This is a genomic window from Brevibacillus sp. SKDU10 (assembly GCF_001645205.1).
GTDB lineage: Bacteria > Bacillota > Bacilli > Brevibacillales > Brevibacillaceae > Brevibacillus_B > Brevibacillus_B halotolerans.
This window is the reverse complement of sequence record NZ_LSSO01000140.1, coordinates 1-17,135: the sequence shown is the minus strand read 5'-3', so window position 1 is coordinate 17,135 and position 17,135 is coordinate 1. Positions and strand designations below refer to the sequence as shown.

Sequence of the window (17,135 nt, the reverse complement as noted above, 5' to 3'; positions counted from 1 at the left end):
TAATACACCAATTATTATATAAATTCAACTTTTCTGATAAAAAATAAATACCATCAACATAATCTGGTTTCCCTACTGGAGCTTTTTCTACAGGTTAAGCACTGTCTTCCCTGATAGCATTGTGTTACAAATTTTTCTCTCAAGCTGTCAGTTTCCTGATTTTTTCCCGATATAAACATGTACATGAGAGTGATTTCTCTTTAAAATGATGAAATTCCTGATACGAGAACATTTGTTCTGTTTTATGGTTTTCTAGCTCCTGCTCCTCGGAAAAAAATCAACTAGCTTCGTGAAAAGCTTATATTTATGGGCTTTTTGTGTTATCAGCAGGTGCTTTAAGGCAGGTAAGGTATGATTATGCTGGTTATTTTTCATCCCTTATACGATTGAAAAAAATGAAGATTTTCGGCCCAATAAATTGTAAATAACAGTATATAAATCCATTTATATACATAAAAACCTTTAAAATAATCCAGTTGTACCCAATAAAAATGCCGTTTTCTCCGGTGTAGGAACGTTTGTTCTATTGGTTTTTGTTCACAGCTTTATGTAAACATGAACACCTATTCAGCTTTCACGCATAAATTTTTTTAGCTATCTCAGGAAGTAAATCTTCGTGCAAGGCTATACAAAAACAGAAAAAGGCCGCTATTTAGCGACCTCTTTCTTCCACTGTCTTATTCTTCTGCTTCTACATAACGTTTCAACGCAGACAATTTATTTTCCCAGAATCGTTCATAGTATTCGAGCCACTTCTTCAATTCAAGTAATGGATCTGCTTTAAGTCGATACCTTGTTTCACGTCCCACTTTTCGTTCCGTGAGTAACCCAGCCTCTGTTAATATCCGTAAATGCTTAGAAACCGCCGTCCGAGTCATCGGAAAATGGCTACTGATTGCGGTAACAGACAGCTCCTGATCACCTAACAATTCCAATAGCTGCCGTCGCGTTGGGTCAGCAATGGCTTGAAACACATCATACTTGTGAGCTGGCGCACTCATATTACGCCTCGACGTGAGTACGTAATGCTTTCAGTAAGCCTACCCAGCCATTTGCCATTCTGTCTCGCACGACGATATGGGTTTCACCAAACTCGGTAACGGTATCTGGGTCCCAGCCGCTGTGAATCAACGTAAACTCTGTTGTCCCATCCTCTAATGCAGTTAGTTCAAAAGTAACGGTCCAATCTTTTCCCCATGTAAAGGAAAGACGCTTAGGCGGATCGAGTTCCATTACCTTACAAGGAGACATGCCAAAAGGACCAGCATTCAACTGGAACTCATACCCTTCGATTGGCTTAAAATCATTAGGCATAAACCATGCAGCAATTCCTTCTGATGTCGCAACAGCTTCCCATACTCGCTCAATTGGTGCATTGCACACGATTGTTTGGCGAATCTCAGGAATCTTGTTAGATTGATTCGTTCCCATTCATTTACCTCCATCAATTCGTTACTTATCTGTTATTTGTCGCCACGAAGATATAAAGCTGACCCATATCCATTTTGGGTCATACAACAAAATCTTCCACATCATGAATTATTTTGTTCGATTCGTGCCAAACTATCCCCGGTTGGCAGTCTTAAGGAGATAAATCAATAACACGTTTATTCGAAACGATTTGGTTTCACTTTGTGATTATATGACACCATTTGGTTTCATGTCAAACCATCTTAGCTAACAAATAATTCCTTCCTCCATCATCTTTGTCTATGTGAATATATATTCCTCAACAACTCTTCCATTACGTCCCTTCGTTGTTCTGGCTTTAGATAATGAGTTAAGAATTGCTTCCTCTGTCGCATCACTTGCAGCAGTGAACAATTGATTCATTACAGGATGATCCTCACGTAGCTGCATTCGTTTTTCCACAAAATGTTCACTATGATGTGGAATTTTATGTGCGGTTGAAAAAGCAATCACAATATCTCCGCTACCATGACCATAATAGCTACCTGTTCTCCCAAGTCCGATGGCACAACGCTTGGCCAAACGCAGCAATTGCCGCTCATTGACGGGGGCATCGGTAGCAAGGACAATCATGATAGAGCCATCCGACGTATGTTCAATAGCAGTGGCGGGACGTTGAACATTTGCGAACTGTTGTTTATATTTATCTCTTTGAAATTCTTCTTTTTTTCCAAAATTACTTAGCACAAGTACGCCAACTGAATATTTCTTTCCATCTACCTGAATGAGACGAGAAGAACTCCCTATCCCGCCTTTATACCCAAAGCAAACCATACCTTTTCCAGCGCCGACCGCTCCCTCTTCGGATTGATTCTCCGTCGCATTCATAATCGCTGTTCTAGCATCTTCTGGTTGAACAACACATCTACGGATTGCATTGAGATAACCGTCATTACATTCACCAACTACCACATTGATCGTACCTGTCGTATCACCAATCTCAGGATTTTGTGCTAGCATTTCCTGTAAGGTACCTTGCGTAACAGCCGGCACCGAAAACGTATTAGTCAGCATGATTGGGGACTCCAGCACTCCTAATTCATTTATCTGTACAAGACCTGTTGTTTTGCCAAATCCGTTGATTACATAACTAGCTGCTGTCACTTTTTCCTGAAATAAATTGCCCCCATGAGGCAGAATGGCGGTAACACCGGTACATGCATAATCTTGCGTACCATCATCTAGCGGTCGATCTATGGTTACATGACCGACTTTTACACCGCTAACATCTGTAATGCAATTTTTCCTTCCTGTTGGCAACGTTCCAATCACGATTCCTAGCTCACGAACTTTTTTTCTTGTAGGTTGACTCATGGATGCACATCTCCCTAGAATTCATCTATTTTTTTATTATTCATACAGCTTTCGGTATAAAAAGCAACCTCTCGCACAGTAACAAACACTTAGCAGCATCTCTTACAAGCAAGCATTACACACCACTCTCTATTCAACATACAAATCATACATGCTCACCTCATATCCTCGCAATTTTACATAAGTAAATAACTGTGAGCGATGATGGAACATATGGGTAACGCTCTCTGTAAACCAGTGAGCCTGAGCAGCAGAGTGTTCATAATAAAAAGGAGTTGTTTTCTTGTTGAAAAACTCATCTTCTGACATAGCTAACAGATAAGAGATGCACATCTGGTATCCTTGTTCCATGGCTTGTGCCAGAGACTTGGCCGTATCCAATCTGTTGTATTTTTGTTCAATCTGTCTTATTCTATCCTCTCCTTTCTCCTGCATTATAAGAAGGTCTACCTCAGGAATTGCTACTAGATGACAGGCTAATTCGTGTAGAGTACGCATGTTCGGAGCAGGTCGATACCCCCAATCCTCTTGTTTAATCTTCTGAAGAAGTATTGTACTTTTCATAGCTACTTTCATCTGGTGAAATAACTCAGCACGTAACTTCACAACATGGACATGCTTTGCACCTCTTTAGTCTATTAGATTTCTCTTCTTGATTCTAACAGCTAATAGTGACAAACTCTGTCATAATTTAACGCATGAAGTAAGCTTCATTTCCTGATAATGCTCCGCCATTTTTTTAATCTTTTCCCTCACATAAGAAATAAGCTCTTGCGGCTCCTTCGCCATCGCCTCCATGCCTAGATTCCAAACAAGCTCAGCATTGAAGGGAATTTCAGTACGTGGAATCCTTGTATCGATGCCTGTCCCATCGCATCGCTCTTCAACCACCCGGACTAAATCTAATATCGATATCGCTTGTCGTGTACCGTCTCTTGTCAGTTCAACGACAAAAGGAACGAAATTTTTCCCGTTTTGTTCACTGTTTATAAGCCAATCCATGATGGAGCAATAACGCGGTTTATCCTTCCCCAGTCCATTCTGTATGAGGGCTCTTCTTTCACAATCTGCTTGCAATTGAGCCTGCTTTAAAGTAGCTGCATCTGGATCGCTTATTTCTGCTTGCTTAATCCGATCTGCCCGAAACAGTCGATACGCTTGTCGCTGTAAACAATAAGCTGGGCAATACCAAAATCCATTGTAGCTATACAAGGGGTAGCGTCAGGAAAATGCGGATTTACAATGTTAAGGAAATTACAATATTAAAAAACTCAAAATATTGATGTTTCATTTGTTTGCGTTTATGTTTGCAATCGTGTTATCCAAATAACTAATCATTAGTTTCTAATCGTTGTTTATGCGCTCGTATGTTAATCCTATCTTTTTTGTTAAAAAAGTTTTCTTAGATTCAATATACCGCTTACTTTCTATACCAAGTAAATCTACATATTTTTTAATTTCTTTTTGAGTTACCTTAGATTTTTATTGCATCTTGCTTGGTGTAATTTAAATCAGTCATACGTTTACATGCAGATAAGATAGATTTGAACAAATTACTATCCAGAAACTCGTTACCCTTCTATTAAAATTTTATGTAGACGGGAATACAAATATTTGACTGCTACTTTAGCTTGCTGAACTAATACACCCTAAGCTAATGGTTCATTCTTCGATAACTCTTTTACTTCCAGTTTCTTTTAAATTTAAAAAATTCTTGTATATAACCATACACAGAGATAGGTGACATAATCATTTGATAGCCAAGAATAAAGAAAATAAAGCCTATAAAGTTTTTTCTAATTCTAAGATTTAAAGGTTTAAATACAAAATTTCTTTGATAAAAATAAAGAATACTATAACTGATTAGGGTTAAAGGTAAAACAAGAAGTGTCATTGGGCCAACAATCCAGTAATAACCGAAAAAAGTCAATATCAGCCCAGGAAGCCAACATAGTGTATAAGTAAGATCTAAATAAGGCATGATTAAATTAATTCCAGTTAAGTATTTAACAAATACTTGAGGCTGGTTCCATGGCTTTATTTCATTTAAACCTTCTATCATACCTCTTGCCCATCTTGCTCTCTGTCTGACAAAGTGCTTAAGGGAACTAGGTACTTCAGTAAATGAAACTGCCAATGGCTCAAAATAAACTTTCCACTTTTTCTCAAGTAAACGCCATGTTAAAACAATATCTTCACCTATAGCATCTGGCCAACCACCGACTTCTTTTACACATTGTGTTTTGTATATACTAAAGGCTCCTTGAGCAACTAAAGTTCCTTGATATAGGCCTTGAAGTCTTTTAATGGACGCAATACCTAAAAAGTAATCCCATTCTTGAATTTTTGTCCAAAAGTTTTCTCTGCTGTTTTTGGTCAGAACTGAGCCAGCAACAGCACAAACATTTTCTGGGCTAGATTTCATACGTGCTACAAGATAACGTATAGAGGATTTAGGAAGCAGTGTATCTGCATCGATCGTAATGACATAAGGAGTTTCAACAAATTTTAGAGCATGGTTCAAGGCATGGAATTTTCCCGGCATTTCTTCATGAAGTAATGCAATTTCAATACCTAATTCTTTTTTTGCTTTCATGATTTCGTGAACTGTTTGATCTGTAGAACAATTATTAATAACAAACACCTTAATTTTCCCGTGATAATCTTGTTTATTTATATATTGCAAAGTTTGATAGATTTGTCTCTCTTCGTTATAGGCAGCTATAAGAACGGTAATCTCATCATGAGGAAATTCATTTTTGAAAGCAGGCTGACGATCAAGAATTAAACTTATTACTAAAAAGGCATTCATATAGCCAGGAATGTATGATATGCCTCCGATAATTAATAAAGCTAAAGGAAAGGATACAATATGCGCAAGGTCTTCTAACCATGGAAGCGCCAAGTAAATAGAAAAGCACATCCAAAGCAAAGCACCTGCGTGACTGATCCAGAATTTTGTTATTACGGGGATATAAGTTTTCTTATAGGTATGTCCTGTATGGGGGTTAATGGGATTCAATTCAGGTTTCATGAGCTTATCCCCTCTTTTAGATATAAGATGCAGTAATAAATACCTATAAAAAATACTATACATACAATTGAAAGTAAAAATGTATCTTTTGGAAATTTAACAATTTAATAGCAGGTTGTCGAGAAACCATTAGTTAACCTCAAGCAGTATTTGATTGTCTTGTTTTACGAAGTGCATAAAAAAAGATCGTTCTCTACCTTAGCTACTCTTAGCGAGGTGAAGAGCGATCTTTTTTATATTCTGTACAGTTGCCATCAGTAGCATCTGCGCCTGTTAATTTGTTTTTCCCCGTAAACGGCTGTAGCGAAGTCCATGCAGTTCTTTCGAATCTGCAAAACTTCTCTCTATCGTTAGATATCGCAGTCTATATGGATATCTTCCTGGCTACTAAGTCGGTTCTGACGAACCCATTCTTTTCTGTTTTCCCAACATTTCTAGTAATTACTTTTTGGCAACTTTTTGATCGGGTACATTCACGTAATACAGGACATGTCTTGCAATGATCAGCATTTGATTTATACATTCTGAAGTCAGTACGATCTGTTGTAGTGTACGCTAGCTCATGTTTTTGTGGACATATGTATGCATTATTATCTGGATTGAAAGTAAAACGCTTTAAATAGCCCTTTAACGGGAGTAAATGAACGATGACTAATGACTGCAAAAATATTCTTGTCATGTAAAGCCTTACATATTGGAGCCGTTAAGTAGCCAACATCTCATGCAACAGCTTCTAGAGAATGGTTAAAATGAGACTTATTGATCTGATGTTCCAAACGATTTATATGCGGATTATCCACTTGCCCCTTATAGGTATCCTCTGTTATAAACCATCCATCATTTGGATCATAATACCTGGCACGCAGATAAATCAAGCCCGATTCTTCATCATATATCTCTTCTGCATACAAGAACGGATTTAACATCTTTTCCTGCTTGCTCTCTACATTTCCCCAGAGATCGTACTCATACTTATTCAGAGTTTGACCAGACTAATCCTTAATCTCTAGGATATCACCGTGGGCATTTGTATAGTAATAACCTTGTTTTTGTCTTTACACTCATTGTGGTAGAGTAGTTATACCCCAAAAATTTCACAGGATCAGAGGTTATTCTTTTCATCTCCTTTTTCTACAGGCCAAAAACACCTCCGCCAAATCATTATTTACGATTCAGGGAGGTGTTTTTCCTTGTCTCACTTTATGGGGTCAGACCACCCTTATAAAAGGATGAGCATAGGGGGTTTCCCTTTACTGTGATATATTATTACATCTATTTTTGCACAAAAGACCCTGGCCAGTAATAAATGTGTTCCTTAAATTTCTTCATCCCCCTTTTATCATTATGAATCAATGTTAAATACAATCCTACACCACTAAAGAATACCTAGAATATTGACTAGATATTTGAACTTTATTCGATGAAATTGTGTGTGAAGATACTTATTTGAGTCTACCTATTCTTATCAAAATATGAACTACTCTCTTAACCCTGCATAATTCTAAAGGGAGAACTACCTCTTCTAGGCGTAGCGTCAGGAAAATGCGGTTATCTTAACTTCGATGTGAGAACGATTGGAATATCAATGGTTCCCACATCATTTACATGTATTCAATGTAACTATTGATTTTAATAAAGTATAATGTCTTGTTAAATTAATAAATCGATTAGCTCAAAACCATTTTAATTTAAATATTTAATCCAAGCATGTCCTTCTGGGAATTGTTGTTTTAAAGATACTTTAAGCCATTCTTTTTCTTGTAGTGAAAGTATTGGGAGAATTGTTTGAAAATCATTATAATCCTTCTCCCTGACTTGAGAAGAGCCAGCTTTATAGAGAAGTTGGACTTCAGGTTTCAAATAAGGCATCCCTTCGGGCGTTCTTAAAAATATTTCGTTTATTGCTCTTTTAATCGATTTTTCTCTTTTATAAATCCAATAACTTTCTTCAATATCAATTAACATAATTTGAAACGCCCAAGGAGAATTATTGTTTTTACTAACCCATACATCATTTGTTGACTTTAAAAATTCTCCTTCTTCCCAAATCATAAGTTTACCATCTTTTGCCTTGTATAGCGTCCAGTCTCTTTTTAAAGATTGGTAAGCAGCTAGTTGGTCTTCTCGAATGACAATTACATCTATATCACTATGTTGCCTACTCTTATTGCCCAAATGTAAATCTAATGCCCAACCTCCAGCAATACACCACCTAATAGGAATTTCAGAGAACACTTCATATATTCTCGAAACGGCTACTGGCATCCAATTATCTATATCGGTTCTCAAATTAATCATTCCTCCTTATTTTTGCTAAAGTTACTGGGGCCATATTCTACTAAACTGCCATAATAACGAAAAATAGTAAAGTTTTGATCCTAAAACATACGCTAAGTGGATAATAAATAACAAAGCGTCAGAAAAACCTACTCTAAGGAATTCAAGTAGGTTCTGGCGCTTTTACATTTTGACACAAATCTTCTCAGTATTTATCCAGTTTTTTATTGAGCTACTGACTGAATTAGATATTTACCCTTATACGTTTCCGAATATCTGATGCAACATTTGAAGGGTCATCTATCTCAAAAATCACATATTTATACTTCTCATGCCCTTCCAACTCAATTATTAACAGAGGTTCTCTTCTCTCATAGGAGAGAAAGTACCACTCATCTGCGTATTTAAAACTCCCCTCAAAAATATTAAGTGCTGAAATGGAGGTTCCAGGCATCCGAAGCATCCATTGTGGAGCATCGAAGTAGTCAACATATACACTTTTAATTGTACTATAGGGCATTTTAAGATTGAACTTTACTGCGAAAAATCCAGTCGCTCCTGTTAATTTTAAAATTACACCTTCATCATCAAATTGTACTTCTCGGGCCATACTTTACCCTCCAGTGCTTGTTGTTTATTGCGTTGCGTATTTCAGTGGTCCGGGCTATACCGCCCGACCATTGGGATTAGAGATAGTGGCCATCCCAATTCTATAGCATAAGATAATATTTGTACCAAACCATCTTTGGAATTAAATTTAATTCTATCATCATACACCTCCTAAAAATAGCCTTTTCCAGTAATACGCTGCACTATTCTAGAGGTTTCAATTTTAAGTAGAAACCCTAATGAGTTCTGTCTTCGAAAAAAAAGTTATGTATTCAATGTCATTGTTATTTTTTGGGCTTCATAACTACATTGAGTTAATAGCTTATGTAATTCTTTATCCTCACCTGAATTGGATTGCCTTTTTTACAAAAATCTATAACTCTTTCATGTTCATTTTTAAAATCACCTATCTTTCTTTGCTACTAATTTAATTATTTTTAATACAAATAAACCACCTACAGTTGTACCAATTGTTTTTCCTAAGTTAACGGATGATAAAAATAATCCATTAGCGAAATCAGGAGCTTTCTGGGCAGCAGACTCAACCTAATATTGATTAATATTAACTTCTACTTTACTTAATATTCCCTACATTAAAGTAATGATAGCCATAGGTATTCTAAACTATCCAAATAGGAGCCCCATATTTTCGTAGTCGGTTCCTTACGTTTAATATCGAAGAGTTCAAGAATGATGTGGACATAACTAAAAGAAAAAATTATGGTCAAAGTGAAGATGTAATTGTTCACTTTGTTGCAAATGCTTACGTAGGTGTAGTTGAATGGTGGTTAAAGAATGGAATGCCTTATCTACCTCGTGTAATGGCAGAAAAGGTTGGGGATTTGTTGGAGAGGATTGTATAGGGTTCAAGAAAAGAGAAGAATATACTTAGTTTGAAGCTTTAACTAGGTATATTCTTCTCTTTTGTATTTAATTAGAATTCACATTCTGAAAGATCAGTTAGCTGAAGTACAATTCTTTACAATCTCCCACATGATTTTAACATAAATATCAAATTTACTTATAGGGGGGCCTGCCAACATTTTAACGAAAATATAAGCTAAGACCTCTTTCCTGTTCTTCTTGGCGTTTTTTCTTACTCTAAGGTAGTCTGGGAGGCATGTCCCGGACTACCGGTCATTCAACTTCCTGCTCCTTAAGCGGACGTAATGAATCAAGAGACGTATCTTGCATGGTTTCCCGATAACGTGTTAATGTTGGAATAGCCACATCTTCAATACGGAAAACAACGTCTGCTTCTTGATGGTCGCCGGCTACCTCAAACCAACCGATAAAGTGTTTCAGGTCGCTTGCATATTCCTTCGGCGTTTTGGGATTCAAATCTTCATGGGATTTTTGTTTCCCTAACTAGGTTCCCCCCTTTCCTTACATCCGTCTACAAGAATATTAGAATGTTAACGCACATAAACATATGGCTAAGAGTTCTATGGATAAATATAATCATAGGAGATATTATGGAAGCGAAATTACGGAAACTCATCTTTACAGGAACCATTTTATACACAATATTAATTTTATATTTTATGTTCTTTGCTTTTAAGAGAGTAGAACGTGCAACCAGTGAATATGGATACACATTTATGTTTGTTCCAGAAGGAGTACCACTTCAATTTCCAGAACTAACTTTTTCATGGATTGTTGATTTTGGAAACATTGCTGCTTTTATCCCTTTTGGAGTACTAATTCCCCTGTTGTATCGTGTAAGATTTGGGAAGTTCATATCTTTGTTTGTTCTAACGATTCTCGTTCTAGAAACTCTTCAGGCTTTAACTTATCTTGGTAGCTTTGATGTAGATGATGTTATATCCAATACATTAGGTGCAATGATTGGCTATATTGCATATAGAGTTGGATTTTCTTCAAAAATTTCTTATAAAAAGCTCATTGTTTCGGCTCTATCTATTGTTATTCTTCTAATTGGAATAATGGTGATTTCAGAAACCATCAAATATGTTATAGAAAAAAGAGAAGGCCCTATTCATGCATTAACTGATGTGATAGAAATTACAGGAACTACGCCTATGACTGAGAACCTTCCAAGTTTCACCGTAGCAGGTAAGAAAATAGAGCCTAAAATGAACGTGTACAGCAGTGAAGGTGAATCAAACAAAAAATACGACTATATTCTAGGGAACAAAAAAGATGTCTGGCTTCATTTCAATTTCGGTATTCCCGATACTGGAGACTTTAAGGGTGAAGTCAAAATAATCGTAGATGGAAAAGAAAGATTTCACTCAAACGAACAATATAGTCAAGAGGCAGAGGCTGTAGAGTGGTATTTTGACAAGGTAAGCCAAATTACAATTATCATTTCCGGAAACGCTAAGCTGTGGGACGTTGAAATAGTGAAATGAAACATTGGTGGGAGTGAAGAAAAACACGCAACAAGGCAAAGGTGACAGCCTTCTTTTATTTCTTAATGGAGTACCGCCACATCGCCATCAACTTAAAATAATTTAGTATCCCATTCCCATCAACCTAAGAGTTTGAAAGTACCCCCAAACGAAAAATTTACTTCTCTACAGTTAGTTATTTATGCGGATTCAGCTCATTTTTTACATCTAGCGGCCATTCATCCAAAAACACCCCTGATTTCCTATACATAATGGAAATCAGGGGTGTTTATCGGTATATAAAACTTCAACATTATTAATAAGTCTTCTTTTAAAATATAAATGGTTAAACAGATGAAAAAACTTCGATTATTATATCATCCCTTATTTCTTAAATAAAGGTGCTATTTTATCAATGCGATTTGGACAAATTCCACCTGTATAATCGTCAGGAAGGCGTTTTATATCTTCAGATGAGTCAAATCCACTTGAAAATCCAAATCCATTTCCTCCTACAACGATAACTCGAGTATCTGCTTTATCCATTCGATTAAGAAAACGATTTGGCCATCCCCAAAGCCAAGGAGCTACTTTGTCTGGTATATGTAACTCTCCATGCTTCAGGCTTGAAGGCATGTAGCCAGTCCACCCTAACGCAATATAAGTAAGAAGATCCTTTTTCATGGTTGCTTTTGACATTGTTCGTAAACTAGGGATGCGCTCTTTTATCGCAGCAATTGGTTTATCGCCACCATATACAGTTAGTTGATCAAGGCGTTTCGCTGGTAATTTCTTGAGGTGAGTAGCCAATTGGATTCCTTCATTTTCATCATCACTTTTAATATGAATAAGAAAAGAACGATCTGGAAAATGGTTAAGTACTTCATCAAGTGTTGGCATAAGATTAATCTCTTTACCCGAAACGGGAATGTTTTCCCCCCATCAGCTGTATAACCGTAACCAATCTCAAGTGCTTGTAATGGCAGGTATGACACCAAAGCGTGGCGAAAGTACATTGAACACTTCAGCCTCGACCCTCTCACATCTATAAATGATAATGCCGATATTTTTCATACTATCAACCTCTCTCTTGTCAAATAATTTTTGTTCCCTCAGGCAGCAGATAACCTAACCCCTTTCCTCGTTATATAACAGACAATTATAATGTTCATTTAGATAATTTTTCGAAATAAAATTGGATAATGAAGTAATATCATACCTATAAACGAGCAAACTAAATAAAAAACAGCCTCGTATTGTACTACTAGAGAGGATTTAATATCAAGCTTTTTTTCACCTCTTTTATGTACCATTACAAATAAAACACTATATATTAAATACCCAATAATCGCCCCTAGGGTGTTCATAAGTAAATCATCAATATCTGTAATCCTATGATTTAGCAATTGACTTAGCTCAATAGCCAATGAAAAAAATAATCCAGTATATGCAACATTTTTAATTGATCTAAACTGCGGCCAAATAGTTGGTAATAAAAAACCTAACGGCATAAATAAAATAATGTTCAAAATATACGTAGTACTGCCTTCAGAAGCAAAAGGGAGTAAGTTGATTTCACTTATACGAATTAATGTTTCATATCTTCCTATTACCCATATATTCCCTATCCCCGTCACCATATACACTAGCGCAAGGTAGAAAAGAAAAACATACACCCATAGAAAATGCTTAATAGATAATTTTTGTTGCACCTTTACTAAAAATCCAATTTGAAACACAATACAAAAAATAATAGTACAAAAATAAGTATACAAAACTGTAAGTGTAAGCATATAGAATACGTCTCCTAACTTTACATTTAAACCTATGACTATATCATTTTAGAACCTAATTCAAGAAAAAGTGGTCAAAATCAATCCATCAATATTATTACCAGATATTTCATACTGTTCATTCGCTGGTACTTCAACTTCAATTGTCTCGTTGTGAGAAATGGGATAATATGTAATTGTATATTTTTTCCCATCAACACTAACAGAAATGCTCTTTTCTTCTTTTAAATAATCCAAATATTCTTCCAAAGCTAAATTCATTTCCTGCATAATCGCACTGTGAGGCAAGCCGACATAGCGAATATGCCAAGGTTCATATTGAATTCCTGTAACATCCGTTTTATCCAAGGGATAGCGTAATATAAAGCCGTATTTCCAAGAATTTTCTTCTATCCATTCTCCTTCAGGTGCTTCTTCCATCTTCATTTGAGTAGACCCTACATCAAGTGCTAATCCTAAATTGTGTTCGCTATGACCAGCTGGCAAAGCATAGTCAGCCCCCATCTCCTCGTACAGTCTGTTTTGCTCATCAAAGTCTCGATAACCACTGCTAATTAAGAAATTACTAACCCCATCCTCTTCAGACGCAGCTATCATCTCCGAAAATTTTTCAGCTATTTCTTCTGATAATTTAATTTCGTTATTAAGTAACCCATATCCCTTTGTCAATTCTTTGTGCGTAAATAAATTTATGACATCCGATTTTATACTCTTTTGTCGAACAGGATATTTACTGTTGATTAAGAGCAGATTTCCTTGATAAATCTGTTCTTTTGTAATCGTTTTTGTTTGGGTACTTTCAGAAGTCCCTCTTTTATCTAAATGATCTTTGTGATTTTGATCATATTTTTGCATTTCTACTTTATCCTGAAAAAACGGTGCTTTATTAATGAAGGCAAAACCTAAGCACAATAAAAATAACAATAAAAACCCATACTTCTTCATTTTCAGTTTCCTCCTTTCTCGACGCCGGTCACGGACAGAGAAAGGCTGCAGCTGCAGAGCTCCTGCAGGATATGGCCGGCAAGGGCGGCCTGTTCCTCCCGGTACCCAGCGGAACTATAGCAATTGATCTGCGAATTGCTGGCCTGCGGCAAGATGAGCCTGAAAAACAAGACTGAACGAATAGATGGGCGATACCCCACACACCCGTTTGCTCCGCCCATTGTCAATAGGCGGTTCAGCCAATATCGCCCTGCCTTACATTTTCAATACTATCTACTATATATAAATTCCCTACAAACCAGTTTCAAACGACGGTTTTCGTGCCGAAAGAGATAGCATTATATAGGTTGCCCGTGCAACGGTTAAAAGCTTATTTAACAGAGAAATCAAAATAGCTATTGGGGTATGGTTCGTTTCTTAATACATAGTGCCACCATTCGAAGCTATATGCTTCAAACCCACTGTTTTCCATGATGGAACGCAAACGTCTGCGATTTTGCGCTTCATTGCCTGAAATTCCTTTTGCCGTATGATGAGAGCGTTCATCCATAAAATCAAATCCGCTCCCCATTGGTACAAGCTCACCCGTGTCTAATCGATAAAGGGTAAGATCAATTGCGCTTCCGCGGCTATGGCTTGATTTTGAAGCCACGTATCCTTTTGAAACCATCTCGGTTCGGTCAATATTGGGATAATATCTTTCCTTTGTCAGGTCATCTTCCGGCTGTGCAGCCCATTGCAAAAAACAGTTTACAGCGCGTTTGGGACGGTAACCGTCCCATAAAAGCAATCCGTACCCTTGGGTAGCAGCCAGTTCTTTTACCTTCAAAAGCGCGTCGGCCAACTCGTATGTTCCTACAATGCGATTTACTTCATATCCGTCAACTGGCTTTCCGGTGAAATTGTCCCATGTGGCATATTTAGCGTCCCAACGAACACCGTGTAATATTTCATCTAAAAAAGTAAATCCTTTTTCCATGCTTATCACCCCTTTAATGCTAATACGATTAGGCGGTCAATCAGTTCAGGAAGCGTTATACCTGCAGCGACCATCATACGGGGATAACGGCTGTATGACGTGAAACCTGGCAGGGTATTGACTTCGTTTAGTACAATGCGGCCGTTATCTTGTAAAAACATATCAACACGGGCAAGACCTCTACAGCCGAGCGCCTTATATATTTTTTTTGCCGTTTCCCGTATCCGTCCTCGCTCCTCTGCCGACAGGTCTGCGGGAATGGTTATAACTGCGTTTTCAGAGCCTTTTTCCGGCTCGGCTTCCTGATGAATGCGAAAGATACCGTGCTGCAGCCTGATTTGGTCCACCTCGCCAACAATCAACTCGGAACTGTTTCCCAATACGGCACAACCGACCTCACAGCCCAAAACAGCCTGCTCAATTAAGATTTTGCTGTCATATTGGCTTGCCGATTCAATTGCAGCGTCCAATTCGTCCACGCCATTGACTTTTTTCACGCCATAGGATGAGCCTGAACGCGCCGGCTTAACAAAAACAGGATAGGTAAACGCATCTGTCGCCGGCCTATCGTCTTTATTAATAACCCAAAATTCGGGAGTAGCTATGCCAGCGTTTTTCGCAATGATGTATGCCAGCGATTTGTCCATACACACTGCCGAGCTTTGAATATCACAGCCTACATAGGGGATGCCGGACAATTCAAATAAACCTTGTATGGCGCCGTCTTCACCCGATTTGCCGTGCAAAACCGAAAATGCCGCATCTATACGCTGTATTTGATATCCCTTATCCCGCATGACAAGCAGCCCGTGCATTCTTTTGTCCGGAGAAAGCACTGCCGAACGGCAGCTTTCGTTGTCCCAATCCATGCATGGCTTTTCGCACATTTTCCAAACGCCGGATCGGGTTATTCCAATGTATATTGGCTCATATTTTTCTGTGTTAATGTTGTTGGCAATCTCTTTCGCTGATTTTACCGACACATCATGTTCCTCTGAGCAGCCTCCAAACAGGATGGCTATTTTTAATCTATACAAGTGTCTCTCTCCTCTCAAATTCCAGACAGTTCTTGATTGTATTTTCAACGGTATCACGCAACGCCTGTTCGGTATAGTAAGCCGTATGCGGCGTGATTATCACGTTCGGCATCCTTTGAAGTTTCAGTAAAAATTGATTATCAATTGGTTTTTGTGTGCAATCAAAGTAGAAAAGCCCTTCCTCTCCCTCCAATACATCCAATGCGGCGCCGCCCAGTTTTCCGTTTTCCAATGCTTTAACCAGCACATCGGTATCTATAAGCCCGCCTCGCGCTGTATTGATAAGAAACGCGCCCTGTTTCATTGCTTTAATCTGTTCGCTACCGATCATATGGTATGTGTCCGCGCTAAGCGGTACGTGAATGGTAAGAATGTCGCTTTTTTGCAGCAATTCATTGAGGGACACATAATTTGACGCCGTCTCTTTGTTGTGACCATACGCCAGCACATGACATCCAAATCCCCGCAGTCGCTCAATAACCGCCTTGCCTATATGACCGGTTCCCAGCACGCCGACTGTCATGTCGCGCAGTACCTTGCCACGGACGCTGTCCAGCCTGAAATCATGTTTTTCCACAGAGCGCACAATAGATTTCGCGTTGCGTACTGCCATAAGCATCAGCATCAATGTATAATCGGCAACGCTATCCGGTGAATATGCCACGTTCCCGACAGCAATACCCATACTTTTCGCGGCCTTCATGTCTATGTGATTGTAACCAATACTTCGAGTAGAGATATATTTGACGCCGGATTCCTTCAACGCAAGAAGAATGGATTCGGAAATCTCAGATTTATGCCCCACGCTGATACATTGATTTCCAGGGGCTAACATTACGTTGGTTTCTGATACGGCAGAGCTTGTAATGGCAGGTATAACGCCAAAGCGCGGCGAAAGTTCCTTGAACACATCAGCCTCATCCTGCTCACATCCATAAATGGTAATGCCGATGTTTTTCATAATTAAGACCATTCCTTTCTGCGAAAGGCACCAATAAGAAATAAAACGGGGATGCCGATCGCGGTAAATTGAAACATATCTACAACATTCTCAAAAAGAATGAACCTTACAATCCTGACCTCTACCGCAAGGCGGACAAGCCGCCCGCTCCCCGTGAGGTTTCTGTGGATGAGGCCATCTTTATCCTTCAGCGGCAGGGTTATTTAATTACAGCTCCTGCCGCTTGATTCCAGGCCTTTTTTCAAGGCCGCTGTCCGGCGGTCCGCTTTGTTGTACCGTTTTTCGATTCCGGCTATTTCGTAATTGTTTCAAACTTTTTTCGCCTCCTTGATTTCCACGTTTTCCGGCAGGGGATAGCAGAT

16 protein-coding genes and 5 pseudogenes are annotated in these 17,135 nt (G+C 38.2%); 2 read left to right on the top strand and 19 right to left on the bottom strand.

Annotated features, from left to right (window positions below; all coding sequences use genetic code 11):
• Positions 1-677 precede the first annotated feature (677 nt).
• The 10 genes and pseudogenes from AYJ08_RS09055 to AYJ08_RS24420 form a co-directional block, all read right to left on the bottom strand.
• Positions 678-1,001: an ArsR/SmtB family transcription factor gene (locus AYJ08_RS09055; RefSeq protein ID WP_064017443.1), complete on the bottom strand. Its 324-nt coding sequence runs from the start codon at positions 999-1,001 to the stop codon at positions 678-680.
• 1 nt (position 1,002) lies between these two features.
• On the bottom strand, positions 1,003-1,431 hold the full coding sequence (locus AYJ08_RS09050; protein ID WP_064017442.1) for an SRPBCC family protein: 429 nt from the start codon (positions 1,429-1,431) through the stop codon (positions 1,003-1,005).
• Between the two features lie 279 nt (positions 1,432-1,710).
• Entirely contained in the window at positions 1,711-2,784 is a 1,074-nt protein-coding gene (locus AYJ08_RS09045; protein WP_064017441.1) for a P1 family peptidase, read from the bottom strand.
• 129 nt (positions 2,785-2,913) lie between these two features.
• On the bottom strand, positions 2,914-3,390 hold the full coding sequence (locus AYJ08_RS09040) for a DinB family protein (protein ID WP_231929065.1): 477 nt from the start codon (positions 3,388-3,390) through the stop codon (positions 2,914-2,916).
• A 78-nt stretch (positions 3,391-3,468) separates the two neighbouring features.
• Entirely contained in the window at positions 3,469-3,996 is a 528-nt protein-coding gene (locus AYJ08_RS09035; RefSeq protein WP_231929064.1) for a WYL domain-containing protein, read from the bottom strand.
• Positions 3,997-4,465: 469 nt separating this feature from the next.
• Positions 4,466-5,818 carry a glycosyltransferase family 2 protein gene (locus tag AYJ08_RS09030; protein ID WP_064017440.1) on the bottom strand — a complete coding sequence of 451 codons (1,353 nt, stop codon included), beginning with the start codon at positions 5,816-5,818 and terminating at the stop codon, positions 4,466-4,468.
• Between the two features lie 198 nt (positions 5,819-6,016).
• Positions 6,017-6,729 (bottom strand): annotated as a pseudogene (locus AYJ08_RS24425) (transposase).
• A 772-nt stretch (positions 6,730-7,501) separates the two neighbouring features.
• On the bottom strand, positions 7,502-8,116 hold the full coding sequence (locus AYJ08_RS09020) for a nucleotidyltransferase domain-containing protein (RefSeq protein ID WP_082890902.1): 615 nt from the start codon (positions 8,114-8,116) through the stop codon (positions 7,502-7,504).
• Positions 8,117-8,339: 223 nt separating this feature from the next.
• Positions 8,340-8,705: a hypothetical protein gene (locus AYJ08_RS09015; RefSeq protein WP_064017437.1), complete on the bottom strand. Its 366-nt coding sequence runs from the start codon at positions 8,703-8,705 to the stop codon at positions 8,340-8,342.
• A 440-nt stretch (positions 8,706-9,145) separates the two neighbouring features.
• Positions 9,146-9,328, bottom strand: a pseudogene (locus AYJ08_RS24420) (MFS transporter); the annotation flags it as partial.
• Positions 9,329-9,339: 11 nt separating this feature from the next.
• Between AYJ08_RS24420 and AYJ08_RS09010 the strand changes: the two are divergent.
• Positions 9,340-9,567, top strand: a pseudogene (locus tag AYJ08_RS09010) (TetR-like C-terminal domain-containing protein); the annotation flags it as partial.
• Between the two features lie 274 nt (positions 9,568-9,841).
• Here AYJ08_RS09010 and AYJ08_RS09005 read toward each other — a convergent pair.
• Complete coding sequence (locus AYJ08_RS09005) at positions 9,842-10,045, bottom strand: hypothetical protein (protein ID WP_064017436.1); 204 nt, start codon at positions 10,043-10,045, stop codon at positions 9,842-9,844.
• Positions 10,046-10,179: 134 nt separating this feature from the next.
• Between AYJ08_RS09005 and AYJ08_RS09000 the strand changes: the two genes are divergently transcribed.
• Positions 10,180-11,079: a VanZ family protein gene (locus tag AYJ08_RS09000; protein WP_064017435.1), complete on the top strand. Its 900-nt coding sequence runs from the start codon at positions 10,180-10,182 to the stop codon at positions 11,077-11,079.
• 363 nt (positions 11,080-11,442) lie between these two features.
• Here AYJ08_RS09000 and AYJ08_RS08995 read toward each other — a convergent pair.
• The 8 genes and pseudogenes from AYJ08_RS08995 to vanH all read right to left on the bottom strand — a co-directional run.
• Positions 11,443-12,038: pseudogene (locus tag AYJ08_RS08995) on the bottom strand (PI-PLC domain-containing protein); the annotation flags it as partial.
• Positions 12,028-12,132: pseudogene (locus tag AYJ08_RS23495) on the bottom strand (D-lactate dehydrogenase VanH-E); the annotation flags it as partial. The pseudogenes AYJ08_RS23495 and AYJ08_RS08995, both read right to left, overlap by 11 nt.
• 98 nt (positions 12,133-12,230) lie before the next feature.
• Positions 12,231-12,851: a VanZ family protein gene (locus AYJ08_RS08990; protein WP_064017434.1), complete on the bottom strand. Its 621-nt coding sequence runs from the start codon at positions 12,849-12,851 to the stop codon at positions 12,231-12,233.
• 60 nt (positions 12,852-12,911) lie between these two features.
• Complete coding sequence (gene vanY, locus AYJ08_RS08985; protein WP_064017433.1) at positions 12,912-13,796, bottom strand: VanY-A/VanY-F/VanY-M family D-Ala-D-Ala carboxypeptidase; 885 nt, start codon at positions 13,794-13,796, stop codon at positions 12,912-12,914.
• Between the two features lie 114 nt (positions 13,797-13,910).
• The gene (locus tag AYJ08_RS24745; RefSeq protein WP_255365457.1) at positions 13,911-14,039 is read right to left on the bottom strand and encodes a hypothetical protein; all 129 of its coding nucleotides are present in this window, start codon (positions 14,037-14,039) and stop codon (positions 13,911-13,913) included.
• Positions 14,040-14,166: 127 nt separating this feature from the next.
• Entirely contained in the window at positions 14,167-14,775 is a 609-nt protein-coding gene (vanX, locus tag AYJ08_RS08980) for a D-Ala-D-Ala dipeptidase VanX (protein ID WP_064017432.1), read from the bottom strand.
• 5 nt (positions 14,776-14,780) lie between these two features.
• Complete coding sequence (vanA, locus tag AYJ08_RS08975; RefSeq protein ID WP_064017431.1) at positions 14,781-15,812, bottom strand: D-alanine--(R)-lactate ligase; 1,032 nt, start codon at positions 15,810-15,812, stop codon at positions 14,781-14,783.
• Positions 15,805-16,773 (bottom strand): D-lactate dehydrogenase VanH, encoded by a 969-nt coding sequence (gene vanH, locus AYJ08_RS08970; protein ID WP_064017430.1) that lies wholly within the window; start codon positions 16,771-16,773, stop codon positions 15,805-15,807. The genes vanA and vanH overlap by 8 nt, the downstream gene beginning before the upstream one ends.
• Positions 16,774-17,135 lie beyond the last annotated feature (362 nt).

What these genes read in the sequence shown, in the direction of transcription:
- AYJ08_RS09015 (WP_064017437.1), bottom strand. Translation starts at nt 8,705, where the DNA reads ATGGCCCGAGAAGTACAATTTGATGATGAAGGTGTAATTTTAAAATTA.
- AYJ08_RS08990 (WP_064017434.1), bottom strand. Translation starts at nt 12,851, where the DNA reads ATGCTTACACTTACAGTTTTGTATACTTATTTTTGTACTATTATTTTT.
- AYJ08_RS09045 (WP_064017441.1), bottom strand. Translation starts at nt 2,784, where the DNA reads ATGAGTCAACCTACAAGAAAAAAAGTTCGTGAGCTAGGAATCGTGATT.
- AYJ08_RS09020 (WP_082890902.1), bottom strand. Translation starts at nt 8,116, where the DNA reads ATGATTAATTTGAGAACCGATATAGATAATTGGATGCCAGTAGCCGTT.
- vanX (WP_064017432.1), bottom strand. Translation starts at nt 14,775, where the DNA reads ATGGAAAAAGGATTTACTTTTTTAGATGAAATATTACACGGTGTTCGT.
- vanY (WP_064017433.1), bottom strand. Translation starts at nt 13,796, where the DNA reads ATGAAGAAGTATGGGTTTTTATTGTTATTTTTATTGTGCTTAGGTTTT.
- vanH (WP_064017430.1), bottom strand. Translation starts at nt 16,773, where the DNA reads ATGAAAAACATCGGCATTACCATTTATGGATGTGAGCAGGATGAGGCT.
- AYJ08_RS09000 (WP_064017435.1), top strand. Translation starts at nt 10,180, where the DNA reads ATGGAAGCGAAATTACGGAAACTCATCTTTACAGGAACCATTTTATAC.
- AYJ08_RS09030 (WP_064017440.1), bottom strand. Translation starts at nt 5,818, where the DNA reads ATGAAACCTGAATTGAATCCCATTAACCCCCATACAGGACATACCTAT.
- AYJ08_RS09055 (WP_064017443.1), bottom strand. Translation starts at nt 1,001, where the DNA reads ATGAGTGCGCCAGCTCACAAGTATGATGTGTTTCAAGCCATTGCTGAC.
- AYJ08_RS09050 (WP_064017442.1), bottom strand. Translation starts at nt 1,431, where the DNA reads ATGGGAACGAATCAATCTAACAAGATTCCTGAGATTCGCCAAACAATC.